Raw genomic sequence first — 20,232 nt, 5'->3', positions numbered from 1 at the left:
TTTGTGGCTTGGGCTTCGTCGTTTAGATGGTTTGGAAGAGGGCTGGCAAATGGCGATGTCAGCCCTGTCGGGAAAAGATATGGGACAAGATTAGGCTCTTACGGGGGTAGTTGGAGTTAATACTGTCTGAACTAATTGACACAGTAGAGGGGATAGGCTACACTGAGACCCTATGGATCCACAGACGCTTGGGGCGCGCATTCAGCGCATTCGCCAGCGCCAGAATTTCTCAGTTCGTGACCTGGCGGATAAAGCTGGAGTCAATAAGAACACGATTTTACGGCTGGAAAAAGGGCTGACCCCTTCGTACTCGACACTGAACCGGGTCTGTGAGGCGCTGGGAGTGCATGTTGCTCAGCTCACACAACCCGAGCCCGACGAAGATCAGACAATTGCGTTGCATGCACGGGCCGAAGAGGGGCGTGAACCCCTGGCTGCCGATGAATCCGTACTGCTCTCGTCGCTACGCTGCCGCCTCCCCGGAGGGCGTGTCAATGCGGCGATCATGGAGCTCTACGGAGAGAGCGAGTCAACTACACACCCGGGTGAGGAGCTAGTTTTTTGCCTGCGTGGCTCCGCCAAAGTGGCGGTTGCAGGACGCACCTATGAGCTGGGCGAAGGCGACGCGGCGACTTTCTGGAGCGCGGAGCGCCACTCCTACGGTCCTGCCGATGAGGCAACCGAGGAACAGCTTCCGGTGATTTTATTGATGGTTTGGGTGGACTCCCGCGAGAGTGAGCGGGCCTGAAAGGAACTTGAGAGATGATATTACAAGCACTGATTCTGCCACTCGCCCTGATGGCACAGCAGCAAGCACAGCGGGTAACGCCCGTCGCGCAGGCGCAACTGACCCTGAAAGCGGACGGCGCCAAAGAGCTAAAGCTGGGCTACATGCCGATTCGCACGGAGCTGAGTGAGACAAAGCCTGAGGGAGTCACGAAGGAGCCGACGTACGCGGGAAAGCCGCGCTACGCGGTGATCAAGCTCGGGAGTGGCCCCAAGGCCAGCCATGTCGCCGTGGTGGATGAGCCTGTGGGCGGCGAGTTCAAGATGTACTTTGATGCCAATGGCAACGGCGACCTGACCGATGATGGCGATGGTAAGTGGATCAAGAAAAATGAGGCTCAGGGGCGCACGGTCTACGGCACGAATAGCTTCGTCGCCAAGGCCACGTACGCTGGGCGTAACAACCAGGAGACGACAGCGGACTATGGGCTGGCACTCTACCGGATTGTCTCAAGCTCTGTGGATACGCTGCTCTACTACCGCGAGGCGGCCCGCATGGGTGAGCTGAAGCTGGGCGAGAAGACCTACAAAGTAGCTCTAGTGGAAAACGATGCCGACGGCCTTTACAACAAGCGCCTCAACGACGATGGGAAGGCGGTGAACCAGCGCGGTGAGCTTCTTCCTGAGAAAACCGTCCAGCGGCCCGTCTGGCTGATCCTGGAAGGCGATGACAAGAAGAAACAGACTATTGAGGCCCGCGCTCCCTTCGAGCTCGATGGCAAGGTCTACGAAGCGCGCATCAGCGCGAACGGCGAGCGCCTCGGGCTGATCCCCAGTGAGCGCAAGCTGTTTAAAGCTGCCGCCCCACGCCGCTCTCTGCTCACCGCAGGCACTCCTGCACCAGACTTTACAGTTTACACGCTTGAGGGCAAGCCCCTAAAACTCTCTGATCTCAAGGGTAAAGTGGTTGTGATGGACTTCTGGGCGACTTGGTGTGGGCCGTGTATGCAGACAATGCCCCATATCGAGAAGACCTGGCAGAAGATCAAGGAGCGTAGCGATGTGACCGTGATTGGGGTCTGTGTCTGGGATGAGAAGGCGGCCTACGACAAGTGGGTGCCAGAGAACAAGGCGAAGTTTAGCTTCCCACTGCTCTTTGATGTTGCCGCTAAAGACAACGCCATGTCCATTGCAAGCAAGCTTTTCAATGTCAGTGGCATTCCAACAACCTACATTATTGACAAGAACGGCAATGTCGCGGCGACATTTGTAGGCTCCAAAGATATCCCCGAAGGAGTAGAGCCCGCGCTCAAGAAACTGGGTATCCCCCTCGACTAGCAAAAGAAAAAAACGCCCCGCGAGCCTGGCTCGCGGGGCGTTTTTTTATTCCTTAGTGCCAGCGCACGTTGCAGGCGATGGTCTGCGTGACAAGCTTGCCGGTAGCTTGGGCGCGGCTGACCGGGCGGTGGCGGCCATCATAAATGAAGCTGTAGATATTCATCATGGTGTTGATGTCCCGTAGCGTGATCGTGCCCGAGTCAACCCTCAGGGTTTGGAACATAATGTCGTTTGGATCATCACTGTGTCCCTGAACGCCTCCCCCATTGATTCCCAGGGCGTGGCCGAACTCATGGGCGACCAACGCGACGAAAATATCGCGGTTTGCCTGGGTTGTGAATATGGGTATTTTGGTGGGATCAAAGGTAATAGTCGCATTGATGAGCGGTTTGGGAGGGGTGGCCGACGAGGTGGTTGTGACTGTCTGGCCGACCGCGGTGGCGATGGCTCCCATTTTCAAGACGACAGTGGCATCGCTCTCAGCAACGACGATGGTAGACGTAATGCTGCTGCCCAGAGCCTTCGTCCACCTTTCGATTCCCTCGATCATCAGGGTCTTCTGGTCTACCGAGACAGAGGCATCGAAGAATATCTTCACTGGGAGCTGTGCACTGGGCCAAAAAGAGTAATCTGTCTTATTGTAGTTGGGGGTAAGCAGGCCGGAACGGGTGCCACTGGGGCCGTAGAGTGCGGTAATCGTATCGCCATTGGCTAGATCGCTTGGCAGTGTATTGAGTGTGGGAGTGGTGCTGAAATTGGTTCCATTATGCTGCCAGGCAACAAAGGCGCGGTCCCCATAGGTGGCCGGTGCCCCCAGGAGGTTGCTACCGCTGAGCAGGGTTGAGATGTTACTGGAGGTGCCCGGAACCACACCACTACTGACACCGTTCACGGCGAGAGGGACACTGCCACGTGCGCCGCTCACCGCCAACTTATAGCTGCGGCTAGGAACCGGTGTCGGTGTGGGAGTGGGTACTGGTGTGGGGACGGGCGTTGCTGTGGGGACGGGTGTTGCTGTGGGGACGGGTGTCGCAGTGGGAATGGCGGTAGGGACAGGAGTAGGCGTCGTTGAGCCGCCTCCCGTCGAGCCTCCACAGCCAATCATCGTTGTCGCGATTGCGCTGGAAAGGGCAAGGGCTAAGAAATAGCGTCGCATAGTTTTCTCCGGGAATCTCTAGGGAAATCGTTTATTCGTTCGTGCATTATAGCCCAAAATTGGCAGTGCGCATAGGCCTAGCCCTGAAAAGTGGCGAGTACATCGCGGTTGTTCCAGATTTTATGGGTGGCTTCTGCAATTAGATGAACTTCTTGGCTCTCCGCCAGCAGAGCGCTTTGTTTGATCCAGCAGCCTTCGTGATGGCTCACACGCTCCATCACGGGGCAGTTGGCACGGTGCACCCCAGGTGCTGCAAAGCCGCCCCGGCTCGCGTCCCAGGGGCCGAAGTGCTTGTGGGCGAAGACCGGCCAGTCGTACAAAGGCGAGGCGTAGCCGGGATCCACAGGAATCCCCTCGGCACGCATCGCACGGATAAACGTGGCACGCGGCAGCTCCCAAACCGCTTCGTCGTAGCGGAAGGAATAGAGGTGGTAGCCGTGCACATAGCAGCCGAGAGTGGCTCGGGGCAGTGGACGGATTCCAGGAACTTGCGCCAAAAGCGTGTCGAGCGTCTTTCCATTGGCATCCCGACGGGCGGCTTGCTCGGGGAGGCGGGTGAGCTGGGCCCGAAGCAGCGCCGCCTGGAGCTCGGTCATACGGAAGTTACTGCCCAGAATCTGGCCGTTGGAACCCGCGCCCCACTCCGACTCTGCCCGCACTTTTTTATAGAGTGCTTCATCGTTGGTAAGCACGATTCCGCCTTCGCCGCAGTTGAGATTTTTGCTGGCCTGGAACGAGAAACAGCCCAGTGCCCCGATCCCACCCACCTTGCGGCCTTTGTAGACACTGCCGTGTGCGTGGGATGCATCCTCGATCACGGGGATCCCGAAGGCGCACAGAGCGTCCAGATCGGCGGGCATCCCTCCCAGGTGCACGGCGATGATGGCACGGGTCTTAGGGGTGATGGCTTCAGCGACGCGTGCGGGGTCGAGGCAGTAGGAATCCGGGTGAATATCCACAAAGACCGGAACCGCGTTACACTGAATCACGGCTCCCACGGTGGCGACGAATGTGTACGGCGGCACAATGACTTCATCGCCCGCCTGGATGCCCAGTGCCAGAAGTGCTAGCTTCAGCGCGGTTGTTCCGCACGGGGTGGCAACCCCGTAGCGGCACTCCTGGAAAGTCGCGAACTCGCTCTCAAAAGCCGCTGCCTCCGGCCCTGTGAGGCGGCCCCAGTGCCCGCTGCGGAGCGCACGCAAAACCGCCTCCTCCTCTCGCCCATCCCAGACCGGCCAGTCCGGCCAAGGCTGTGGGTGGAGAGGTGAGCCTCCGAGGAGTGCTAGTGTACTTGGGGGCGCGACTGTACTTACCATGGCCGAAGAGTTCGACAGGGCGGCATTGAAAACCTCCTGCTAGGCGGCGCGAAGTAGTGTGTTCGGAAGCAGAGGGCGGCTCTTGAAAGCGCTGAGCTGCTGCTGCAGAAACGTAGTGGCGTCCTCAAAACACAGAGGGCGTGCGAAGTAGTAGCCCTGACCAAAATCACAACCAAGGCTGCGGAGCTGCTGAAGCTGGAGCTCCGTCTCGATCCCCTCAGCCGTGACCTGCATCTGCTGCGAGCGTGCTAAGGCCACAACCGCACGGATAATGGCCTTACTGCCACGTTTTTGGTGAGAGTCATCAGCGAGCTGCTGGACAAACATGCGATCAATCTTGAGAGTCTGAACAGGCAGCTCGCTCAGGTAGGCCATTGAGGAATACCCCGTGCCAAAGTCATCAATAGCGAGCTGAATCCCTTCCCTTGTGAGACGCTCCAGGAGGCGCAGATTGTTGACACTATTGCCCATGAGAACCGTCTCCGTGATCTCCAGGGTGAGAGAGGTGGGGGAAACACCCGTCTGTGCAAGCACTTGGTGCAAATAGTCCAGGAAATGAGGGTCTTTGAGCTGAACTGCGGAGACATTCACGCTAATCCCGACGGGCAGGTCGAGCTGATGCCAGTGGTGCGCTGTCAGGCAAGATTGTCTTAGGACATGCAGCCCCAGAGGCAGGATCAAGCCCGTCTCCTCCGCGATAGGGATGAACTCCGTGGGAGGAATAAAGCCGCGCTCGGGGTGTTTCCAGCGTGCCAGTGCCTCTAGTTTAAGAACTTGTCCCGTCTCCAGGTCAATAATGGGCTGGAAGTACGGGTGGATCTGGCCGATCTCCAGAGCACGACGTAGCTCCCGCTCCAGCTCGAAGCGTGTATGGGCGCTCGTCTCCAGGCTGGTTTCAAAGACGGCATAGCGTGATTTCCCACTCTTTTTTGCCTGGTACATTGCGGTATCCGCGTGACGAAGCAGCTCCGATGGATCTACCGTTAGGGTTTCGGCGATTCCGATACTGGCGCTCAGAATAAACGTACGCTGGGCGATCTCAAAGCGCTCATTGAGCTGCTGCTGGATGTGCCGAGCAAGCTCCGTAGGAGGTACGGAGACGGGGGTATGAGGCAGTAGAATCGTGAACTCGTCGCCCCCAAGACGGAACAGCTCCGCCGTGTCGGGGAGTGCGTCTTGAAGCCGCTGAGCGACCGCTTGAAGAACGCTGTCGCCGACTTGGTGTCCCAGGCTGTCATTGATGACCTTGAAGTTATCTAAATCCAAGAACAAGAGTGCCGGGTGGCTCTGGTCCGAGCCCAGAAGTGTCTCCAGGCGCCCTTGGAGTGCACGGCGATTGGGCAGGTCGGTGAGCTGGTCGTGTAAGGCACGGTAGGCGAGCAGCTCCTCGGAGAGATGGTGATCCGTGACATCTATACAGATGCCCGTCAGCTCCCAGACTCCGGGGCTGAGCGACTCAATCTGAACATCCTCGCGTAGCCAGCGGAGGGAGCCATCGGCGAGGGGGATGGGAAACTCTTGCTGGTAGGTGGTGCCTCCAGAAAAGATTGTCTGGGTGGAGAGCTGATTGTTGGCCAGGCGCACCTCTGCTGAGCGTACCCGGTAAAAGTCATCCACAAAAAGCTTGCTCGGCTGCCGCTGGATCGGGAGCCAGCGGAGTGCTGCTTCCTCATCCAGAATCCAGATATCCCAGTTAAGTGTGTCATGGCCCTGTGCATCATGAACCTGAGTGACCCGTGCCTGCCAGAAAAGGCCTCGCAGACTAGTGAGCATGCGGCGCTGCCGTTCCTCCGCGAGGTGCTGGGCTGTATTGATCCAGGCAGATTCCAACTAGCAGCCAGCGATCGTCCGCCTGTGGCAGTATCTGCACTTCCTCATGGAGCCAGCGGGAGGAACCGTCTTCCAGACGAATCCCGAACTCCAGTGCGTAGGAGCTTCGCCCCTGAGTCAGTGCGGCCACACTCGCATGGATACTCCGCGCGCGATCTTCCCGGGAGCGTGCCAGGTAGAGATCAACCGCGTAGTTATGCTCGGCCTTGCGCGGGATAGGAAGCCAGCGCTGAGCGGACTCTTCATCGAGTGCCGATGCCTCGCCCCAGCGGAAATACATACCGAGTTCGCGTGTCCCCTGGGCCTGCGCTTGTACTTCGGATTCGGTACTGGTAATGGGGAGCCGGTTCACACGGGCCTGCCAGATAAGGCAACGCGCTTGGGCCAGTGCCCGAGGTAGTGCGCCTGAGCTGTGATATTCGGTTTGCGCACTTAACATTCTGCCGGGATTATCGGTAGAAATTATAAACTTTTAGAGTCTGCGGATACGGAGCTGCGGCGCAAGCTGCGCTAGTGTCTGGTGATCTGGCAGATGGCTGACAGAAATCGTCCGACTCTGGCCCGGTGCGAGAAAGAACCCGTTGTCAGAGAGCTGAGGTTGCTGAGAGACTCCCTCAAAAGAAAGGGTGACAAACGCGGCGAAGCGCTGCGCCTTGATCGTGACAGAGTGCTCGCCGACCTGTGTTTGGAAGCCAGGATCGGCCAGGCGAAGGTCTTTGGGATCGGCTAGGAGCAAGAAACTCTCGATAGGCTCGCCGGTCTCGGGGCGGAAGAGGGCATGGACGAAGACATCGGTGCCGGCATCCGCGATAAAGCCGGGGATGGCGAGCGCGAGCTGGGCTCCCGAGGCTGCATTGGCTGGAGCCGTGACAGCTTGCTCCGCCAGTGAGACCGGCTCACCCTCAAACGTTAGTAGCTGCACGCTGAGCTGTCCTGGGATATCCTGGTGCTGGTCGTTAACCAAATGCGCCTCGATAGAGCGCCCCGCCCGCCGCAAGGAGAGCAAGAGAGGGGCGTAGGCGCGCTTGATGGCGTAGTAGGCCAGCTTGGGTTCGCCCCTGCTATCAATCACAGCCCAGGAGTGGGTGGGCCAGCAATCGTTTAGCTGCCAGAAAAGCGTGCCCCCGCATCGTCCCTTGCGCCGTCGCCAGTGCTCAATTCCAAAAGCAAACGCCAGCGCCTGGTTACACTGGCCAAAGTAGACCAGATCCGCGAAGCACTGCGGCTCTGGGAAGTGCATCTTGATAAAACCCAGGTAGGTCTCGTAGCCCTTGCGCGTCTTGTCGTGCCAGCGGGATCCCAAAGAGCGCACGGTGAGATCCTCGGGGGCGAGAGAGTGCTTCCACGCCGTCAGCCCTGCGGGCGCGGCGAATCCAAACTCGCTGGAGAAGCGCGTGTCGCACTTTTCGTAGTTGCTCCAGTCGCCATTGGAGCCGGGCTCTTTGGAGTGCCAGACATTCCAGTAGTGACTGTCGCCGCTGTTCTCATCCCGGCAGTCCACGCCGCCGTAGGGGGAATTAGGCCAGTACGGAGTCTTGGGGTCTTCGGCTTTCAGCACCTCGGGCAGCGTGTCGAGGATCAGTTTTTCGCCGTAGAACTTCGTCGCCTGATCTTTTCCCGACCAGCGCCCCTGGTGCAATTCAACGTTCTCATTGCCACCACACCAGAGCGCCAGGCTCGGGTGGTGCCGGAGCCGCCGGACATTGGCGATCGCCTCCGCGCGGACACTCTCCACAAACGCCGGGTCATCGTCGGGATAGGTTGCGCACGCGAAGCCAAAGTCTTGCCAGACCAGAATCCCCAGCTCATCGCAGAGGCTGTAGAAGTCCAGGGTTTCGTAGAGGCCACCGCCCCAGACTCGGAGCATATTAAAGCCCGCAGCGCACGCCGCCGTGAGCCGCTGGCGAAGCTGGTGCTTAGTGATCGTGGTGGGCAAGCTGTGATCGGGAATCCAGTTCGCGCCTTTAATAAAGAGCGCCTGGCCATTCACTTTAAACTGAAACGACTCACCTATGCCAACACTGGCTCCCCCGTTATCGGGGGCGGGGGGGGAATCGCGCTCCTGGATTAGCTCCACGGTGCGGAAGCCCACCGACGCCGCGAGGTGATGAAGCGGCTCAGGCGCATCGCCTGCGTCCTCGGGAACCGTGAGCAGGCGCAGATTGAGAAGATGGCGCTTTCGGGGGCCTTCCACGCCGTTGGGGTTCCAGCGCTCGGTGACAAAGCTGCGCATCTGGAGTGGCACTGTGTACTCGCCCGCAGGCCCTTCAAGCACCGTGGAGGGCGTGGTATCCCCCGATGCAAAGAGCACGGCCTTCACGGTAAGCGGCTGGCTGTCGTATTTCCGGAGCGTGATGGCAAAGTCAATGTCTACCACACTGGGGCTAATGAAAGTGTAGTTCATCTTCCAGTGGAGAATCTCCGCAACGGGAACCGTGAGCAGCTCGACCGAGCCACTTAGACCGCAGGAGACCAGCTCCGGGCCCCAGTCCCAGCCGAACATGTACTGCGGCTTACGCACAAACGCGCGGGGAGGAAAGTTAAAGTACGTGGTCTTGCCCCGGTCGCTGCTCCCATCGCCGATATAGGCTGCGGCTTTCTCGCGGCCCCTGCGCAGTGCGGAGTCGAACTCAACCCGAAGCTCATTCTCACCCTCCTTGAGATGCTCTGTCACATCGAAGCGCCAGGCTCTGTGGTAGTTGTCGGCCTGACCGAGATACTTGCCGTTGAGAAAAACCCGTGCGAGTGTGTCGAGGCCCGCAAAGTGCAGGAAATGCCTGCCCCCCGTGCCGCGTGCTGCAAGCCGCTCGGCGTTCAAAAAGACACTTGTCCGGTAGGTCCAGTCCGACTCATCCACCCAGCGTGCGCCCCACTCCGCAAGGCGCTTAAAGGGATCCGCAATGACGCCCGCTTTTACCAGATCGGTGTGGACATGACCAGGAACCGTTGCAGGAATCCAGAGTTTCTCGCCGCCGGAGAGAAGAGAGAGGTCGCGGCCAGCGGGAAGGCGCTCGGCCAGCTCCCAGCCGCTGTCAAGGAAAGTTGAGGTTAGTTGCATGAAAAGCCCCTGCGTTGTACCCGACGCCGGGGCTGAATTCAAGCTCCACGAGGGTGGGGACACCGTAAAATTATTCCAACCTCAGCAAAGGATAAACTGCAATGGTGAGAAAGGCACACTGGACAGCCACATCACAGACGCAGCCAACTCCTGCGGAGCTTCCTGGGCGCTATCTTATCCTTATGCGTGCCTATCTGACCGGGATGGCACGTCGGAAGGTAGCGCTCTGACTCCGCAAAAGTCACCGTCGCCGAGATCCCGAGACTCTCAAGAACGCATTAGAGAGGAATTTTGATAGCCTGCACCGAAATTACTGCCCCGGAGGGCACTATGGCACGACGAGCAACGGCAGTAGCGGCGGCAGTGAGACCGACGATTATTTTAGGCATTGATATTGGCGGGACGGGCATTAAAGGAGCCCCGGTGGACGTGACTACGGGCGAGCTCATTGGGGAGCGCTTTCGACTGGAGACGCCACAGCCCGCCACTCCCGAGGCCGTGGTGGCAACCGTGGCACAGATCGTGGCGCACTTCGACTGGAAGGGGCCTATTGGCGTGGGGTTTCCCGCCGTGGTGAAGTACGGCACGGTCTCGACAGCCGCCAATATTGACAAGAGCTGGATCGGTAAAGATGCCGCTGGGATGATCGCCGAGGCCACGGGCTGCTCTCCAGTGGCGATTGGCAACGACGCCGATGTCGCAGGACTCGCGGAGGCCACGTTTGGCGAGGGCAAGGGCAAAGACGGCTTGATCTTTCTGTGCACGCTGGGCACGGGAATTGGCACCGCGCTAATTCTAGACGGCAAGCTGATTCCCAACACTGAGCTGGGGCACATCGAGCTCAAGGGAATGGACGCAGAGACCTACGCCGCCGACTCCGCCCGTGAGCGAGAGGATCTCTCCTGGGAAAAGTGGGCCAAGCGCGTGAATCGCTATCTCACCGCCATCGAGAATCTTTTCTGGCCCGATCTGATCATCGTCGGCGGGGGCGTCAGCAAGAAGGCCGATAAGTTCTTCCCCCTCCTCTCACTGCGAACGCCCGTCGTTCCTGCCGCGCTCCAAAACGAAGCCGGGATCGTCGGCGCCGCGCTCTGGGCCGCCGCCCGGTTGTAGCAGATCCCGGCTCCATTCCACTTTGAGGGCGGAGCTAGGTATCCTTTACTGTGGCGGGATTGTGCTTGTCTGCCCGATACGAACGGCAATACTGGTATTGCCTCCCTCGTTGTTGACTTTCACATCCGCTGTCACGGGGTTTCCATCAGGGCCAGGGAGCTGGACTTTGTAGCTGCCACTGGGGACATCCTTCAGGTCGCTCACGCCGAGCTGCTTCATGAGTAAGTCTGAGATATTGGCACCGCCGAAGGGGCTGCCCGCTCCGTTGCCACTAGGCCCTCCGAAGGCCATTGCGGGTCGTCGGGGGTTGCTCAAAATATAGTAGGGCACTAAATCCAATTTCTGGATCAGCGGGTTCGCCTCCGCCTGGGTCATCAGGCGGCCCATGACCTCCACCATCCCGGGCTTCGAGGCACCGACTTTACCGCCAAAGAGCCCGGCCTGCGCCATCGCGTAGCGCGAGAGATTGTCGGCGGCGTAGCGCTTGCCTTCTTGTGGCTTGGGCAGGTAGAGCTTGGCCCACGCCGTGCCATCAGGAAGCTTGCGGAGCAAGCTATCAAGCTGCTCTTCCAGATTCTCTTTTGTGGTGGCTTTGGCGAGTGCAGGAGCCTTGAGTGCGGCGAGGCTGGAGTCTACCAGTACGTTCTGGCCACTGTCTTGGCCGAGCTGACGGACAATCACACTAACGGCGACCTCACGAACCTCGCGCTCAGATTTTGCGCGTGGGGCATCAGGGCTCTGCTGAGGGTGAGCAAGTGTGGGAGCCAGCAAGAGAGCGCTGGCGAGTAGGGCGTAGTTCATTAGGGTTAAATTTCCTCCAGTGAGTTAAGACGAGCGATGCGCAACATTCCGCGAGAGTTACTTGAGATAGCCGTGGTAGACCCCGAGCCAGTAGCCGATCAGCCACGCGCCGGGATCGTCCGCGCTCTTGCCGTTACCACCACTATCCGCCTCCCAGTAACAGGCGTTCCAGCGCGTGACACGCCGCTCCGCCGGGGAGAGCACACGGTCTGTCTCCATGCGATTGCGTCCACCGCCCGGCGGAAGCCGCAGCGTGATGTCCATGCGCTTACTATTAACCATTGTCCAGTCGGTCTGCTCCAGTGGCCAGTCCTGAAGCGAGATAAGTGCACTCTCCACATCGCAAGGATTGCCTGTCACCGCGCCATACGTAAAATTATAGAACGGGCTGGCCTCGGCCTTGATCGTCTGCTCCGTTGGTGAGGGCTCCCACGTTCTGGCGATGCTCTGAGAGAGGATTTGCTTGCGCATCGGGTCTTTCTCTAGCAGCATCAGCGGGTAGTAGGCCAGATAGGCAAGCTCATCGTCGCTATGATTGAGCTTCCACCAGGGATTGCCTTTGCGGTAGTTGAGCGTATTTAAGAGATAGTGATGGTCTTTGATGAGTTTTTCATAGGCCTCGTCGTAGCGTTTCTCTCCCGTTAGATGAAACGCGACTTTCAGGTGTGAGAGAATTTCCAGCGCATTGAGGCCGCGCTCCTCTTTCCAGCGGGGGCTGTCGTTGATCAGGGCGGGCTCCCAGTGGCCCCAGCGGGTTGCCCGGCCCGTGTGGTCAATGAGGGTGAAGTTGTGATCCAGAATATGATCCGTCACCCGCTTGCACGTCGCCGCGATGCGCTTTTTCTCCGCAGCATCTGCCACATGCTCGGCGTAGAGGAACCAGGCGAAGTAGTGACCGTCTATTTCATCGCTCGATGTGTCGCCCTTTACCCAAACACTTTTCTCGATGGGCGAGCGGAACCAGACCGGGGTATTGTCGCCCGGAATATTCACTTTGTCCTCCGGATTGAGCCCTGTGGCTCCGGCTTTCAGCTCCTCGTCGGTGAGCGTGGCGCGGGCGGGGAAGCCGGAAATCCCCGAGAGGCGCTCTAGTTCCAGCAGAGCATGAAGGGATTTCTGGGCAAGAGCCTTGGCTACCGGGTCTTTGGTCGCACCGTAGCGCAGGCACTCTGCCCCCAGGTATATCGCCGTCCAGAGGCCGTCGTTGTCGCTTGCATTGTGGATGGTTCCGAGCTCGGGCTTTCCAGCGACTTTGTAGCTACAGTCTGAGATATAGCCGCGCCGGTTGTGATAGCTCGCCGTGATCGTCTCAAAGTGTGCCGCTTTCTCGGCAAGTGTCATCGGCTTCTCTTCGATACAGGCAAACCCCGCTTCGGTCTCTACCCAACAGCGGTTTTTGGTATCGCACCAGACCCGCTTGACAGAGTCGCTGGGGAGCCAGCGCTTGCTCGCAAAGTAGCGGAACTTCCCCTCACGAAGCCGCCACACACCGTTTTGTGTGCCCCCCCAGACATCCCCATTGCTTGCAAGCGCTACACTGGTCATCCGAATCTGTGGCATGCCGTCTTTGTGGTCTATCGGCTGCCACCAGTCTTTTCCGTTTGTCAGCATCAGCCCGAATGTCGTGGCGAGATACCAGTGTCCTTTGCCATCCGAGATCGCCTGCACCACCTCCGTGTCTTCCTCGATCTGCGGCTGGTGTGGCTTGAACGAGATAGGAAGCTCTATTCCCGCCCCCCGGCCCCTGTCCGAAGGCGGCGGCTTGGGAGCGTCGGTGGGGAGTGTCGCAAACTGGCGGGAGACGAGCTGGCCATACGAGGCAGCGGGCGCGGTAATCGCGGCGGGAGCGGGAGGCAGCATTGCTAGAGTTATCCTTTCAATCCACTGAGGACGATTCCCTTGACAAAGGTCTTCTGGACGAGAAGAAAAACGATAATCAGAGGGAGAGTGATGACGGTAGAAGTCGCCATGAGTAAGTTCCACTGGCTCTCGTGGCGACCCAGAAACGACTGAAGGCCCAGCGCGAGCGTGTACTGTTGCTCATCGTGAAGGTAGATCAGCGGGCCTTGAAAATCCGTCCATGCGCCCAGAAACGCGAAAAGTGCGACGGTGGCGAGGGCGGGGCGGGCGAGGGGCAGGATCACGCGCCAGAAGATGCTAAAGTCTGAGCAGCCGTCTAGGCGAGCGGCGTCCGAGAGCTCTTGCGGGATGGTGAGGAAGAACTGGCGCAGCAGAAAGATCGAGAACGGGTTGCCAAAGAACGCGGGGACGATCAGTGGGAGCCATGACCCCGACCAGCCAAGCGTACGAAAGAGCAGAAAGGTCGGGAGGAGTGTCACCTGTGAGGGCAGCATGATCGTCGCGAGCATCACAAAGAACAGCGGTTCCCGCGCTTTGAAGCGTAGCCGGGCAAAGGCATAGGCTGCGAGCGACGACGAGAGGCAGGTTCCTAAAACAGTCAATGCGCAGATAAAGAGGGTGTTGCCCACGTAGCGCCAGAACGGGAAACGGGCAATGGCGTCCGGGTAGTTCTTCCAGATCACCGGGTGGGGGAGCCACTCCATAGTTGCGGTGAAGATCTTCTCGGGTGTCTTGAGCGAGGTTGCTACCATGAAGGCAAACGGCGCTAAAAAGAGTAGGCAGAGCGCGATAAGAAGCCCGTAGCGAAGCCCTTTCATGCTTTTTCTCCTTCGTAGTAGACCCAGCGTGCGGAACTCTTAAAGACAAGCCAAGTGGCCAGAACTGTCAGTAGAAACAGCACCCACGCCATCGCGCAGGCCAGGCCCATACGGAAGAACTCGAAGGCATTTTGGTAGAGAGAGAGTGCGTAAAAGAGCGTGGCTTTATCCGGGCCGCCCTTGGTCATGAGAAAAGTCTGGGTGAAGTACTGGAACGTGCCAATCACGCCTAAGATGAGATTGAAAAAGATCACCGGGGAGAGCGCGGGCAGAGTGATGTGGTGCAGGCGCTGCCAGGCGTTTGCCCCATCCAGCTCCGCCGCTTCGTAGTAGTCCTGGGGGACGCCTTGAAGCGCGGCAAGATAGATCACCATGCTTCCGCCCACGCCCCATAAGTCCATCAGAATAATCGCGGGTTTTGCCCAGAGCGGTGAGGCAAGCCAGGTGGGTGTCGGGAGATGCAGCGCACGCAGCGCCTCGTTGATCAGCCCATGCTCCGGATTGAGTAGCCAGAGCCAGAGCATCGAGCTTGCCACGGTGGGCACCAGGGAAGGCAGGTAAAAAATCGTCCGAAAGAGCGCCATTCCCTTGAGCTTCTGGTTGAGCAGGAGCGCCAGTGCCAGCCCAATGGTTAGTGCCAGAGGAAGCTCTAAAAATAAGAACGCCGTATTTCCTAGAGAGGGCCAGAATGTCTCGGTGTCGGTGAAAAGCTCTTTGTAGTTTTCTAAACCCACCCAGCGCGGTGGCGAGAGCACGCGGTAGTCCGTGAAGCTCAGAAAGAGTGTCGCGAGCACGGGGCCAATCGTAAAGACCACGAGCCCGATCAGCCAGGGGCCGAGGAACAGATAAGCCACTTTGTCCCCCCGCCGGGTGGGAGGGTGGGGGGAAGAGGTCATCTATACTTCTCCAGCTCGCGGGAGACTTTTGCTTGCACCTGACGTAGGGCATCCTGCGGAGATTTCCTGCCGTAACGCACCGCGTCGCAGGCCGCCGTGAGCTCGCTTTGGTAGAGAGCGGCGACCGGAAGCACGGGGAAGTGGCTGGCGCGGGGGCTGTCGGCTAGGTCTAAAAACCGAGCAAAGAGCGGTCGCCAGGGAGCACCGGTTCGGAGTGTGGGCTCTTGCAAGATAGCGCGCTGGTTAGGAACCCCGTGCATCGTGCTGGCAAACGTGAGCTGCCCCGCCCGGGTCTGGCTCCACTTGAGAAACGCAAAGGCAACGTCGGTTTGCTTACCCTCGCTCGGCAGGCAGAAGAGATTGCCACCCAGCCAAGCCGTGCCTGCGAGCTTGGGAGAGTCTGCGGGGTAGGGAAGCGGTGCGACTCCGATCTCTTCGCCAGGGGTGTACTTAAAGACCCAGTTCGCGTTCCACTGACCGGAGAACTCCATGGCGGCTAGGCCCTTAAAAAAGGGATTGCTGGAGCCCATGTCCTCCGCAAAGCCCGCCGAAAACGCTTCCACGGCCTCGTTGCCGCCCTGCGCGTCCATCAGGCGTTTGTACCAGCGTACTCCTTCGATACTGCGTGGATCATCGGCGGTAAGGCGCTCGGTTTTTTCGTCCCAAAACTGTGCCCCGGCGGCTCCAAGTAACTGGACGGCTTCCGGAGGGCGCAGGCCGATCTGGGTGATGCGCCCGGTGCTATCGCGCTTCGTGAGGCGTTTGCAAAGCTCCTCTAGCTCTTCGAGCGTGCGCGGTGGCTCTTTCACGAGCTTTTTGTTGTAGAGCAGCACCATGCAGTCTAGTAAATAAGGAATCGCGTAGAGCTTGCCTCGGAAGCGGCACTGGCTCAGTGCGCCCGGCGTAAAGTCCGCGTCTTTGAGCCCGGCGGCGGCAAAGAGCTCATCCAGGGGGCGAAGTGCCTTGTTGGCGGCGAGTGCACCCAGCGCTGAGGGGTCTTTGAGAGTGAAGAGATCGGGAGGAGCGCCAGCCACTAGGGCACGGATAGTTTTATCGTCGCTCACGGAGGGCAGGTTTGTTATTGTGGGGTCGTAGGCACGAAGAACGTTGCGAAAGACCTCTTCCTCATCGCCGCCCCACATGCTCCAGACACGCAGCCGATTGCTGGACGGAGAGTTTTTGCAGCCTGCGGCAAGAGCGAGGGCAAGGAGAGCGGCGGTGCGCATGGGCACATACTAGCGTAATACTAGCGTCAGTGCACAGATCAGACAAGGCTTTTATTGTGCAGTGTATTGACGGTAAGAAATGCAGCGTCTACAATGCTTCTATGATCTTTCTTTCGCACGGTAAGCTGGCAGTGCTCGCCCTTGCCAGTTTGATGAGCTTTGCAGCGCTCGCCGCACCACAAAAGTCAGAGCGGGTTGGTTTTAACCGTGATATTCGCCCCCTTCTCTCGGACAACTGCTTTGCGTGCCACGGGCCCGACAAGAACAAACGTATTGCAAATCTTCGCCTGGATCAGCCTAATAAAAGCATCGTTCCAGGCGATATTCTGGGCAGCGAGCTGGTACGGCGCATCAATCAGCCCGAGGGTGATCGGTTGCAGATGCCACCGAGCTACTCGCACAAAGCGCTCACGGCGGCACAAAAGCGGCTCTTGATGCGCTGGATTGGCGAGGGCGCGAAGTACCAGGGACACTGGGCCTGGCAGGCACTCTTGCCCGCTAGTCCACTTCCCTCAGGAGGAATAGATAAATATATCCGGATGCGCTTGGCGAAAGAGAAGCTAACGCCTGCGCCGCAAGCTGATAAAGCAACCCTGATTCGGCGTGTGAGCTTGGACTTAACGGGATTGCCGCCAACACAAGAGCGGGTGGCGGTGTTCGTGGCGGACGTGCGGTCTGACGCCTACGAAAAACTCGTAGATGCGCTTCTTGCCTCGGCGGCGTATGGGGAGCGCATGGCGGTACCGTGGCTGGACATGGTGCGCTATGCCGACACCGTGGGCTACCATGGCGACCAGAACATGAACGCCTGGGCTTATCGAGACTGGGTGATTGATGCTTTTAACGCCAACATGCCCTTTGATAGATTTACGCGTGAGCAGCTCGCAGGAGATCTCCTGCCAAACCCGACTCCGAGCCAGCTCACGGCGACGTGTTTCAATCGCTTGAACATGGTCACCCGTGAGGGCGGGGCGCAGCCCAAGGAGTATCTGCACAAGTACGCCACGGATCGCGTACGCACCGTCGGGATGGCGTGGATGGGCATGACGACGGGCTGTGCGGAGTGCCACGACCACAAATACGATCCGTTTACACAGCGAGATTTTTATGCACTGGCCGCCTATTTTGCCGATGTTAAACAATGGGGGGTCTATGCCGACTACGGCTACACTCCCAACCCGGACCTGCGCGGCGTCAACAACGACTATCCGTTCTTCCCCGAAATTACAGTGGAGAGCAAGTACCTCAAGGCACAGATCGCCCAGAAGCAGCACGAGATTGACGCACTGGCCGCGCCACTCCTGGTGAGTCAGAGCTGGCTGGGAGAGCTCAATGCCTATGTCCAGGCCAACCCTGACGGCTGGGAGAGCGATGAGCGTGTGGTGCTCACGGGCAACAAAGCGCTCGATGCCGTGCGGGAGTTTTTGCCCAAGGCACGGCAGCTCGCCAGTGTTCGATTAGAGCTTTTGCCCATCGAAAAGAGTCTCTTCCGAAAAGGTGTGCGCTCCGAGACCGTGAATTTGAGCCTTGCGATTGTGAGTAAAGACGGCAAGCCACGTAATATCGCTGTTCGCCATGCTGCCGCGAGCACGTTCGAACCGATCTACCGGAACTCTTTTGCGCTGCTAGGAGTGCATCGGGGCTGGAAGCTCGCTGATACGGAGTCTAGTTCGTCACAGATGGCTGTCTATCGTCTCGATAAGCCGATCACGCTCGCGGATGGCGAGCGCCTGCGTGCTACCTTGCCCAACTGTGATCTCGCCAGTTTTCGCCTCAGTGCCTCGCCGCTCGTGCCGCGTGACCCCGACGGTCTGACGCTTCCCGATAAGTCGCTCACGCCTCGGGACTATCTTCTCGCCACAGCCTCCGACACGGATGCTTTTGCTAAAGCCAGGGGATTGGAAGCCGAAATTATCAACTACCGCAGTGGCCGTACACCCGTGATGGTGACGGAGCGCGCTAAAACGCCTCTGACTCTGCGCGTCGTGCCGCGCGGCAACTGGCAGGATGAGACCGCGCCTGTGGCTGTTGCCGCGACACCAAACTTCCTCCCCCGCCGAGCGGGGGCTGGGGGGGCGGAAAATAGGCTGGAGCTTGCCAACTGGCTGATGGACAAGAACAATCCGCTCACGGCGCGGGTCTTTGTGAACCGGCTCTGGAAGCACTTTTTTGGCGTCGGGCTCTCCGCGAGCGTTGAAGATGTGGGCGGGCAGGGTGAGCCGCCCAGCCACCCGGAGCTTCTGGACTGGCTGGCGCGGGACTTTCAAAAAGACTGGAACATCAAGCGGACGGTCAAGCAGCTCGTGCTGAGCCGTACCTACCAGCAGTCATCAAAGAGTAGTGCGTTGCAGCGTGCGCGCGATCCACAGAACCGCCTGTTGGCGTCGCAAAACCCACGGCGACTGGAAGCCGAGTTTGTGCGCGACAATGCGCTGGCAATTGCGGGACTTCTCAATAAATCGGTTGGAGGGCCACCGGCTAAGCCCTATCAGCCCGCTGGCTACTACGCCCCGCTGCAGTTCCCCGACCGTGACTACGCCTCAGACACCAATGGCTCACAGTGGCGGCGGGGGGTCTACATGCACTGGCAGCGGACGTTTCTGCACCCCATGCTCGCCAGCTTCGATGCTCCCAATCGTGACGAGCCGTCTTGCACGCGCACGCAGGCCAACACGCCCCAGCAGGCGCTGACCCTACTCAACGACCCTGAGTTTGTCGAGGCAGCCCGTGTCTTAGCGGCAAGCCTGAAAGCCAAAACCGACGACGCTAAACTCTCTGAAATCTATCAGCGAGCCCTGGCTCGCAGCCCCAAGCCACAGGAGAAAGTCTCGTTGCTGGCTTTTCTTGCCAAAGTCCGCACCGAGTACGCCACTCGCCCCGACGATGCGAAGAAGCTGCTCGCTATTGGCCTTGCGCCCACTCCCGTAGGCAATGCGCCTGAGCTCGCCGCCTGGACCAGTGTCTGCCGCGTCGTACTGAACCTGCACGAGACCATCACGAGGTACTAAGTTATGTTTGATGAACAAGAATTTGTCCGAAGCGTCAACCGGCGCACTTTTTTAAAGCAGTCTGCCTACGGTGTGGGCGGACTGGCGCTAGGGGCACTACTCGGACGCGAAGCGCAGGCCCAAAACTCCCCCGCCTGGCGGGGGGCGGGGGGTAGGATAAAGCGTGTCATTCATTTGTGCATGGCGGGCGGCCCGAGCCACTTAGAGACGTTTGACTGGAAGCCGAAGTTGCGCGAGCTGCACGGTCAGCCGTTCCCTGAGTCTTTTACGAAAGGCCAGCAGCTTGCTCAGCTCCAGAACACGGTCTTAAAAGCCTTCGGGCCGCAGCATGAGTTTATGCGCTACGGCAAGAGCGGCCTAGAACTAAGCACCGCGCTTCCCCTCATCGGAAGCCTCGCCGATGAGATCTGTGTCGTGAAGTCCATGGTGACCGAGCAGATCAACCACGACACGGCGCATGCCTTTATGAACTCGGGCTCAATTCTCAAGAGTCGTCCGTCTATGGGCTCCTGGGTACTCTATGGCCTTGGAGCCACCACGCAGAACCTTCCCGGTTTTATTGTGCTAACATCGCAGGGGCGTGGCGGGGCGCAGCCTGTCTCGGCGCGGCAGTGGTCGTCGGGGTTTCTGCCCAGCAAGTTCCAGGGCGTGCAGCTCCAAACACGCGGCGATGCCGTGCACTTTGTCGGGAGCCCGGAAGGCGTCTGCCAGAGTACGCAGCGCTTGGTCGTTGAGGAGATTGCGCGGCTCAATGGGATGCTCGCCGAAGATAAGGGGAAAACCGACCCGGAGATCGCCACCCGTATCGCGCAGTACGAGCTTGCCTTCAAGATGCAGGCATCGGTGCCGGAGCTGACCGAGATGGGAAACGAGACTCAGGCGACCCTGGATCTCTACGGCGTGAAAAAGCCTGGCGACGGCACGTTTGCGAGCAACTGCCTGCTCGCCCGAAGATTAGCCGAGCGCGGCGTGCGCTTTATCCAGCTGTACCACCGCGGCTGGGATCACCACGGCGGCGTCAAGAACGCCATCACACAGGCCGCCGTCGAGTGCGATAGAGCTTCTTGGGCACTGATCACGGACTTA

General features: G+C 59.2%; 15 protein-coding genes. 5 read left to right on the top strand and 10 right to left on the bottom strand.

Features of this window, described 5'->3' with window-relative positions; translation table 11 throughout:
• The first annotated feature begins 172 nt into the window (after window positions 1-172).
• A complete protein-coding gene (locus ACH2ED_RS12865; protein WP_395091620.1) occupies window positions 173-748 on the top strand; it encodes a helix-turn-helix domain-containing protein in 576 nt (191 codons plus the stop codon).
• A 14-nt stretch (window positions 749-762) separates the two neighbouring features.
• The gene (locus tag ACH2ED_RS12860; protein ID WP_395091617.1) at window positions 763-2,064 is read left to right on the top strand and encodes a TlpA family protein disulfide reductase; all 1,302 of its coding nucleotides are present in this window, start codon (window positions 763-765) and stop codon (window positions 2,062-2,064) included.
• Between the two features lie 52 nt (window positions 2,065-2,116).
• Here ACH2ED_RS12860 and ACH2ED_RS12855 read toward each other — a convergent pair whose 3' ends face one another.
• The 5 genes from ACH2ED_RS12855 to ACH2ED_RS12835 all read right to left on the bottom strand — a co-directional run bounded on the left by ACH2ED_RS12855 (window position 2,117) and on the right by ACH2ED_RS12835 (window position 9,424).
• Window positions 2,117-3,220 carry a matrixin family metalloprotease gene (locus ACH2ED_RS12855; RefSeq protein ID WP_395091614.1) on the bottom strand — a complete coding sequence of 368 codons (1,104 nt, stop codon included), beginning with the start codon at window positions 3,218-3,220 and terminating at the stop codon, window positions 2,117-2,119.
• Between the two features lie 77 nt (window positions 3,221-3,297).
• A complete protein-coding gene (locus tag ACH2ED_RS12850; protein ID WP_395091611.1) occupies window positions 3,298-4,536 on the bottom strand; it encodes a DegT/DnrJ/EryC1/StrS family aminotransferase in 1,239 nt (412 codons plus the stop codon).
• 39 nt (window positions 4,537-4,575) lie between these two features.
• Window positions 4,576-6,309, bottom strand: a complete 1,734-nt coding sequence (locus tag ACH2ED_RS12845) for a putative bifunctional diguanylate cyclase/phosphodiesterase (protein ID WP_395091609.1) — start codon at window positions 6,307-6,309, stop codon at window positions 4,576-4,578.
• The gene (locus tag ACH2ED_RS12840; RefSeq protein ID WP_395091606.1) at window positions 6,299-6,805 is read right to left on the bottom strand and encodes a hypothetical protein; all 507 of its coding nucleotides are present in this window, start codon (window positions 6,803-6,805) and stop codon (window positions 6,299-6,301) included. Before ACH2ED_RS12840 ends, ACH2ED_RS12845 begins: the two co-directional genes overlap by 11 nt.
• 33 nt (window positions 6,806-6,838) lie before the next feature.
• Window positions 6,839-9,424: a glycosyl hydrolase 2 galactose-binding domain-containing protein gene (locus tag ACH2ED_RS12835; protein WP_395091603.1), complete on the bottom strand. Its 2,586-nt coding sequence runs from the start codon at window positions 9,422-9,424 to the stop codon at window positions 6,839-6,841.
• Between the two features lie 330 nt (window positions 9,425-9,754).
• On the opposite strand from ACH2ED_RS12835, the gene ppgK reads away from it, so the two are divergent.
• The gene (ppgK, locus tag ACH2ED_RS12830) at window positions 9,755-10,537 is read left to right on the top strand and encodes a polyphosphate--glucose phosphotransferase (protein WP_395091600.1); all 783 of its coding nucleotides are present in this window, start codon (window positions 9,755-9,757) and stop codon (window positions 10,535-10,537) included.
• Between the two features lie 45 nt (window positions 10,538-10,582).
• Here ppgK and ACH2ED_RS12825 read toward each other — a convergent pair whose 3' ends face one another.
• From ACH2ED_RS12825 to ACH2ED_RS12805, 5 genes are read right to left on the bottom strand one after another with little or no spacing between them, the layout of a single operon-like run.
• Entirely contained in the window at window positions 10,583-11,338 is a 756-nt protein-coding gene (locus ACH2ED_RS12825) for a hypothetical protein (RefSeq protein ID WP_395091597.1), read from the bottom strand.
• A gap of 57 nt (window positions 11,339-11,395) precedes the next feature.
• A complete protein-coding gene (locus tag ACH2ED_RS12820) occupies window positions 11,396-13,198 on the bottom strand; it encodes a hypothetical protein (RefSeq protein ID WP_395091594.1) in 1,803 nt (600 codons plus the stop codon).
• An 8-nt stretch (window positions 13,199-13,206) separates the two neighbouring features.
• Window positions 13,207-14,016: a carbohydrate ABC transporter permease gene (locus ACH2ED_RS12815; protein WP_395091591.1), complete on the bottom strand. Its 810-nt coding sequence runs from the start codon at window positions 14,014-14,016 to the stop codon at window positions 13,207-13,209.
• The gene (locus tag ACH2ED_RS12810) at window positions 14,013-14,912 is read right to left on the bottom strand and encodes a carbohydrate ABC transporter permease (RefSeq protein WP_395091588.1); all 900 of its coding nucleotides are present in this window, start codon (window positions 14,910-14,912) and stop codon (window positions 14,013-14,015) included. Before ACH2ED_RS12810 ends, ACH2ED_RS12815 begins: the two co-directional genes overlap by 4 nt.
• Window positions 14,909-16,138 carry an extracellular solute-binding protein gene (locus ACH2ED_RS12805; protein ID WP_395091585.1) on the bottom strand — a complete coding sequence of 410 codons (1,230 nt, stop codon included), beginning with the start codon at window positions 16,136-16,138 and terminating at the stop codon, window positions 14,909-14,911. The genes ACH2ED_RS12810 and ACH2ED_RS12805 overlap by 4 nt, the downstream gene beginning before the upstream one ends.
• Window positions 16,139-16,239: 101 nt before the next feature.
• Between ACH2ED_RS12805 and ACH2ED_RS12800 the strand changes: the two genes are divergently transcribed.
• Window positions 16,240-19,146, top strand: a complete 2,907-nt coding sequence (locus ACH2ED_RS12800; protein WP_395091583.1) for a PSD1 and planctomycete cytochrome C domain-containing protein — start codon at window positions 16,240-16,242, stop codon at window positions 19,144-19,146.
• Between the two features lie 3 nt (window positions 19,147-19,149).
• The coding region (locus ACH2ED_RS12795; protein WP_395091580.1) for a DUF1501 domain-containing protein at window positions 19,150-20,232 on the top strand (1,083 nt) is incomplete at its 3' end.

Origin of the sequence: Armatimonas sp. (genome assembly GCF_043757465.1) — a bacterium.
Taxonomy (GTDB): Bacteria; Armatimonadota; Armatimonadia; order Armatimonadales; family Armatimonadaceae; genus Armatimonas.
The sequence above is the reverse complement of the archived record's forward strand: the minus strand, read 5'-3'. Positions and strand labels throughout refer to the sequence as shown.

Excerpts from the sequence above, each read along its gene's own strand:
- ACH2ED_RS12810 (WP_395091588.1), bottom strand. The coding sequence starts at position 14,912 with ATGACCTCTTCCCCCCACCCTCCCACCCGGCGGGGGGACAAAGTGGCT.
- ACH2ED_RS12825 (WP_395091597.1), bottom strand. The coding sequence starts at position 11,338 with ATGAACTACGCCCTACTCGCCAGCGCTCTCTTGCTGGCTCCCACACTT.
- ACH2ED_RS12820 (WP_395091594.1), bottom strand. The coding sequence starts at position 13,198 with ATGCTGCCTCCCGCTCCCGCCGCGATTACCGCGCCCGCTGCCTCGTAT.
- ppgK (WP_395091600.1), top strand. The coding sequence starts at position 9,755 with ATGGCACGACGAGCAACGGCAGTAGCGGCGGCAGTGAGACCGACGATT.
- ACH2ED_RS12845 (WP_395091609.1), bottom strand. The coding sequence starts at position 6,309 with ATGCTCACTAGTCTGCGAGGCCTTTTCTGGCAGGCACGGGTCACTCAG.
- ACH2ED_RS12800 (WP_395091583.1), top strand. The coding sequence starts at position 16,240 with ATGATCTTTCTTTCGCACGGTAAGCTGGCAGTGCTCGCCCTTGCCAGT.
- ACH2ED_RS12855 (WP_395091614.1), bottom strand. The coding sequence starts at position 3,220 with ATGCGACGCTATTTCTTAGCCCTTGCCCTTTCCAGCGCAATCGCGACA.
- ACH2ED_RS12815 (WP_395091591.1), bottom strand. The coding sequence starts at position 14,016 with ATGAAAGGGCTTCGCTACGGGCTTCTTATCGCGCTCTGCCTACTCTTT.
- ACH2ED_RS12835 (WP_395091603.1), bottom strand. The coding sequence starts at position 9,424 with ATGCAACTAACCTCAACTTTCCTTGACAGCGGCTGGGAGCTGGCCGAG.
- ACH2ED_RS12840 (WP_395091606.1), bottom strand. The coding sequence starts at position 6,805 with ATGTTAAGTGCGCAAACCGAATATCACAGCTCAGGCGCACTACCTCGG.
- ACH2ED_RS12860 (WP_395091617.1), top strand. The coding sequence starts at position 763 with ATGATATTACAAGCACTGATTCTGCCACTCGCCCTGATGGCACAGCAG.
- ACH2ED_RS12850 (WP_395091611.1), bottom strand. The coding sequence starts at position 4,536 with ATGGTAAGTACAGTCGCGCCCCCAAGTACACTAGCACTCCTCGGAGGC.
- ACH2ED_RS12865 (WP_395091620.1), top strand. The coding sequence starts at position 173 with ATGGATCCACAGACGCTTGGGGCGCGCATTCAGCGCATTCGCCAGCGC.
- ACH2ED_RS12805 (WP_395091585.1), bottom strand. The coding sequence starts at position 16,138 with ATGCGCACCGCCGCTCTCCTTGCCCTCGCTCTTGCCGCAGGCTGCAAA.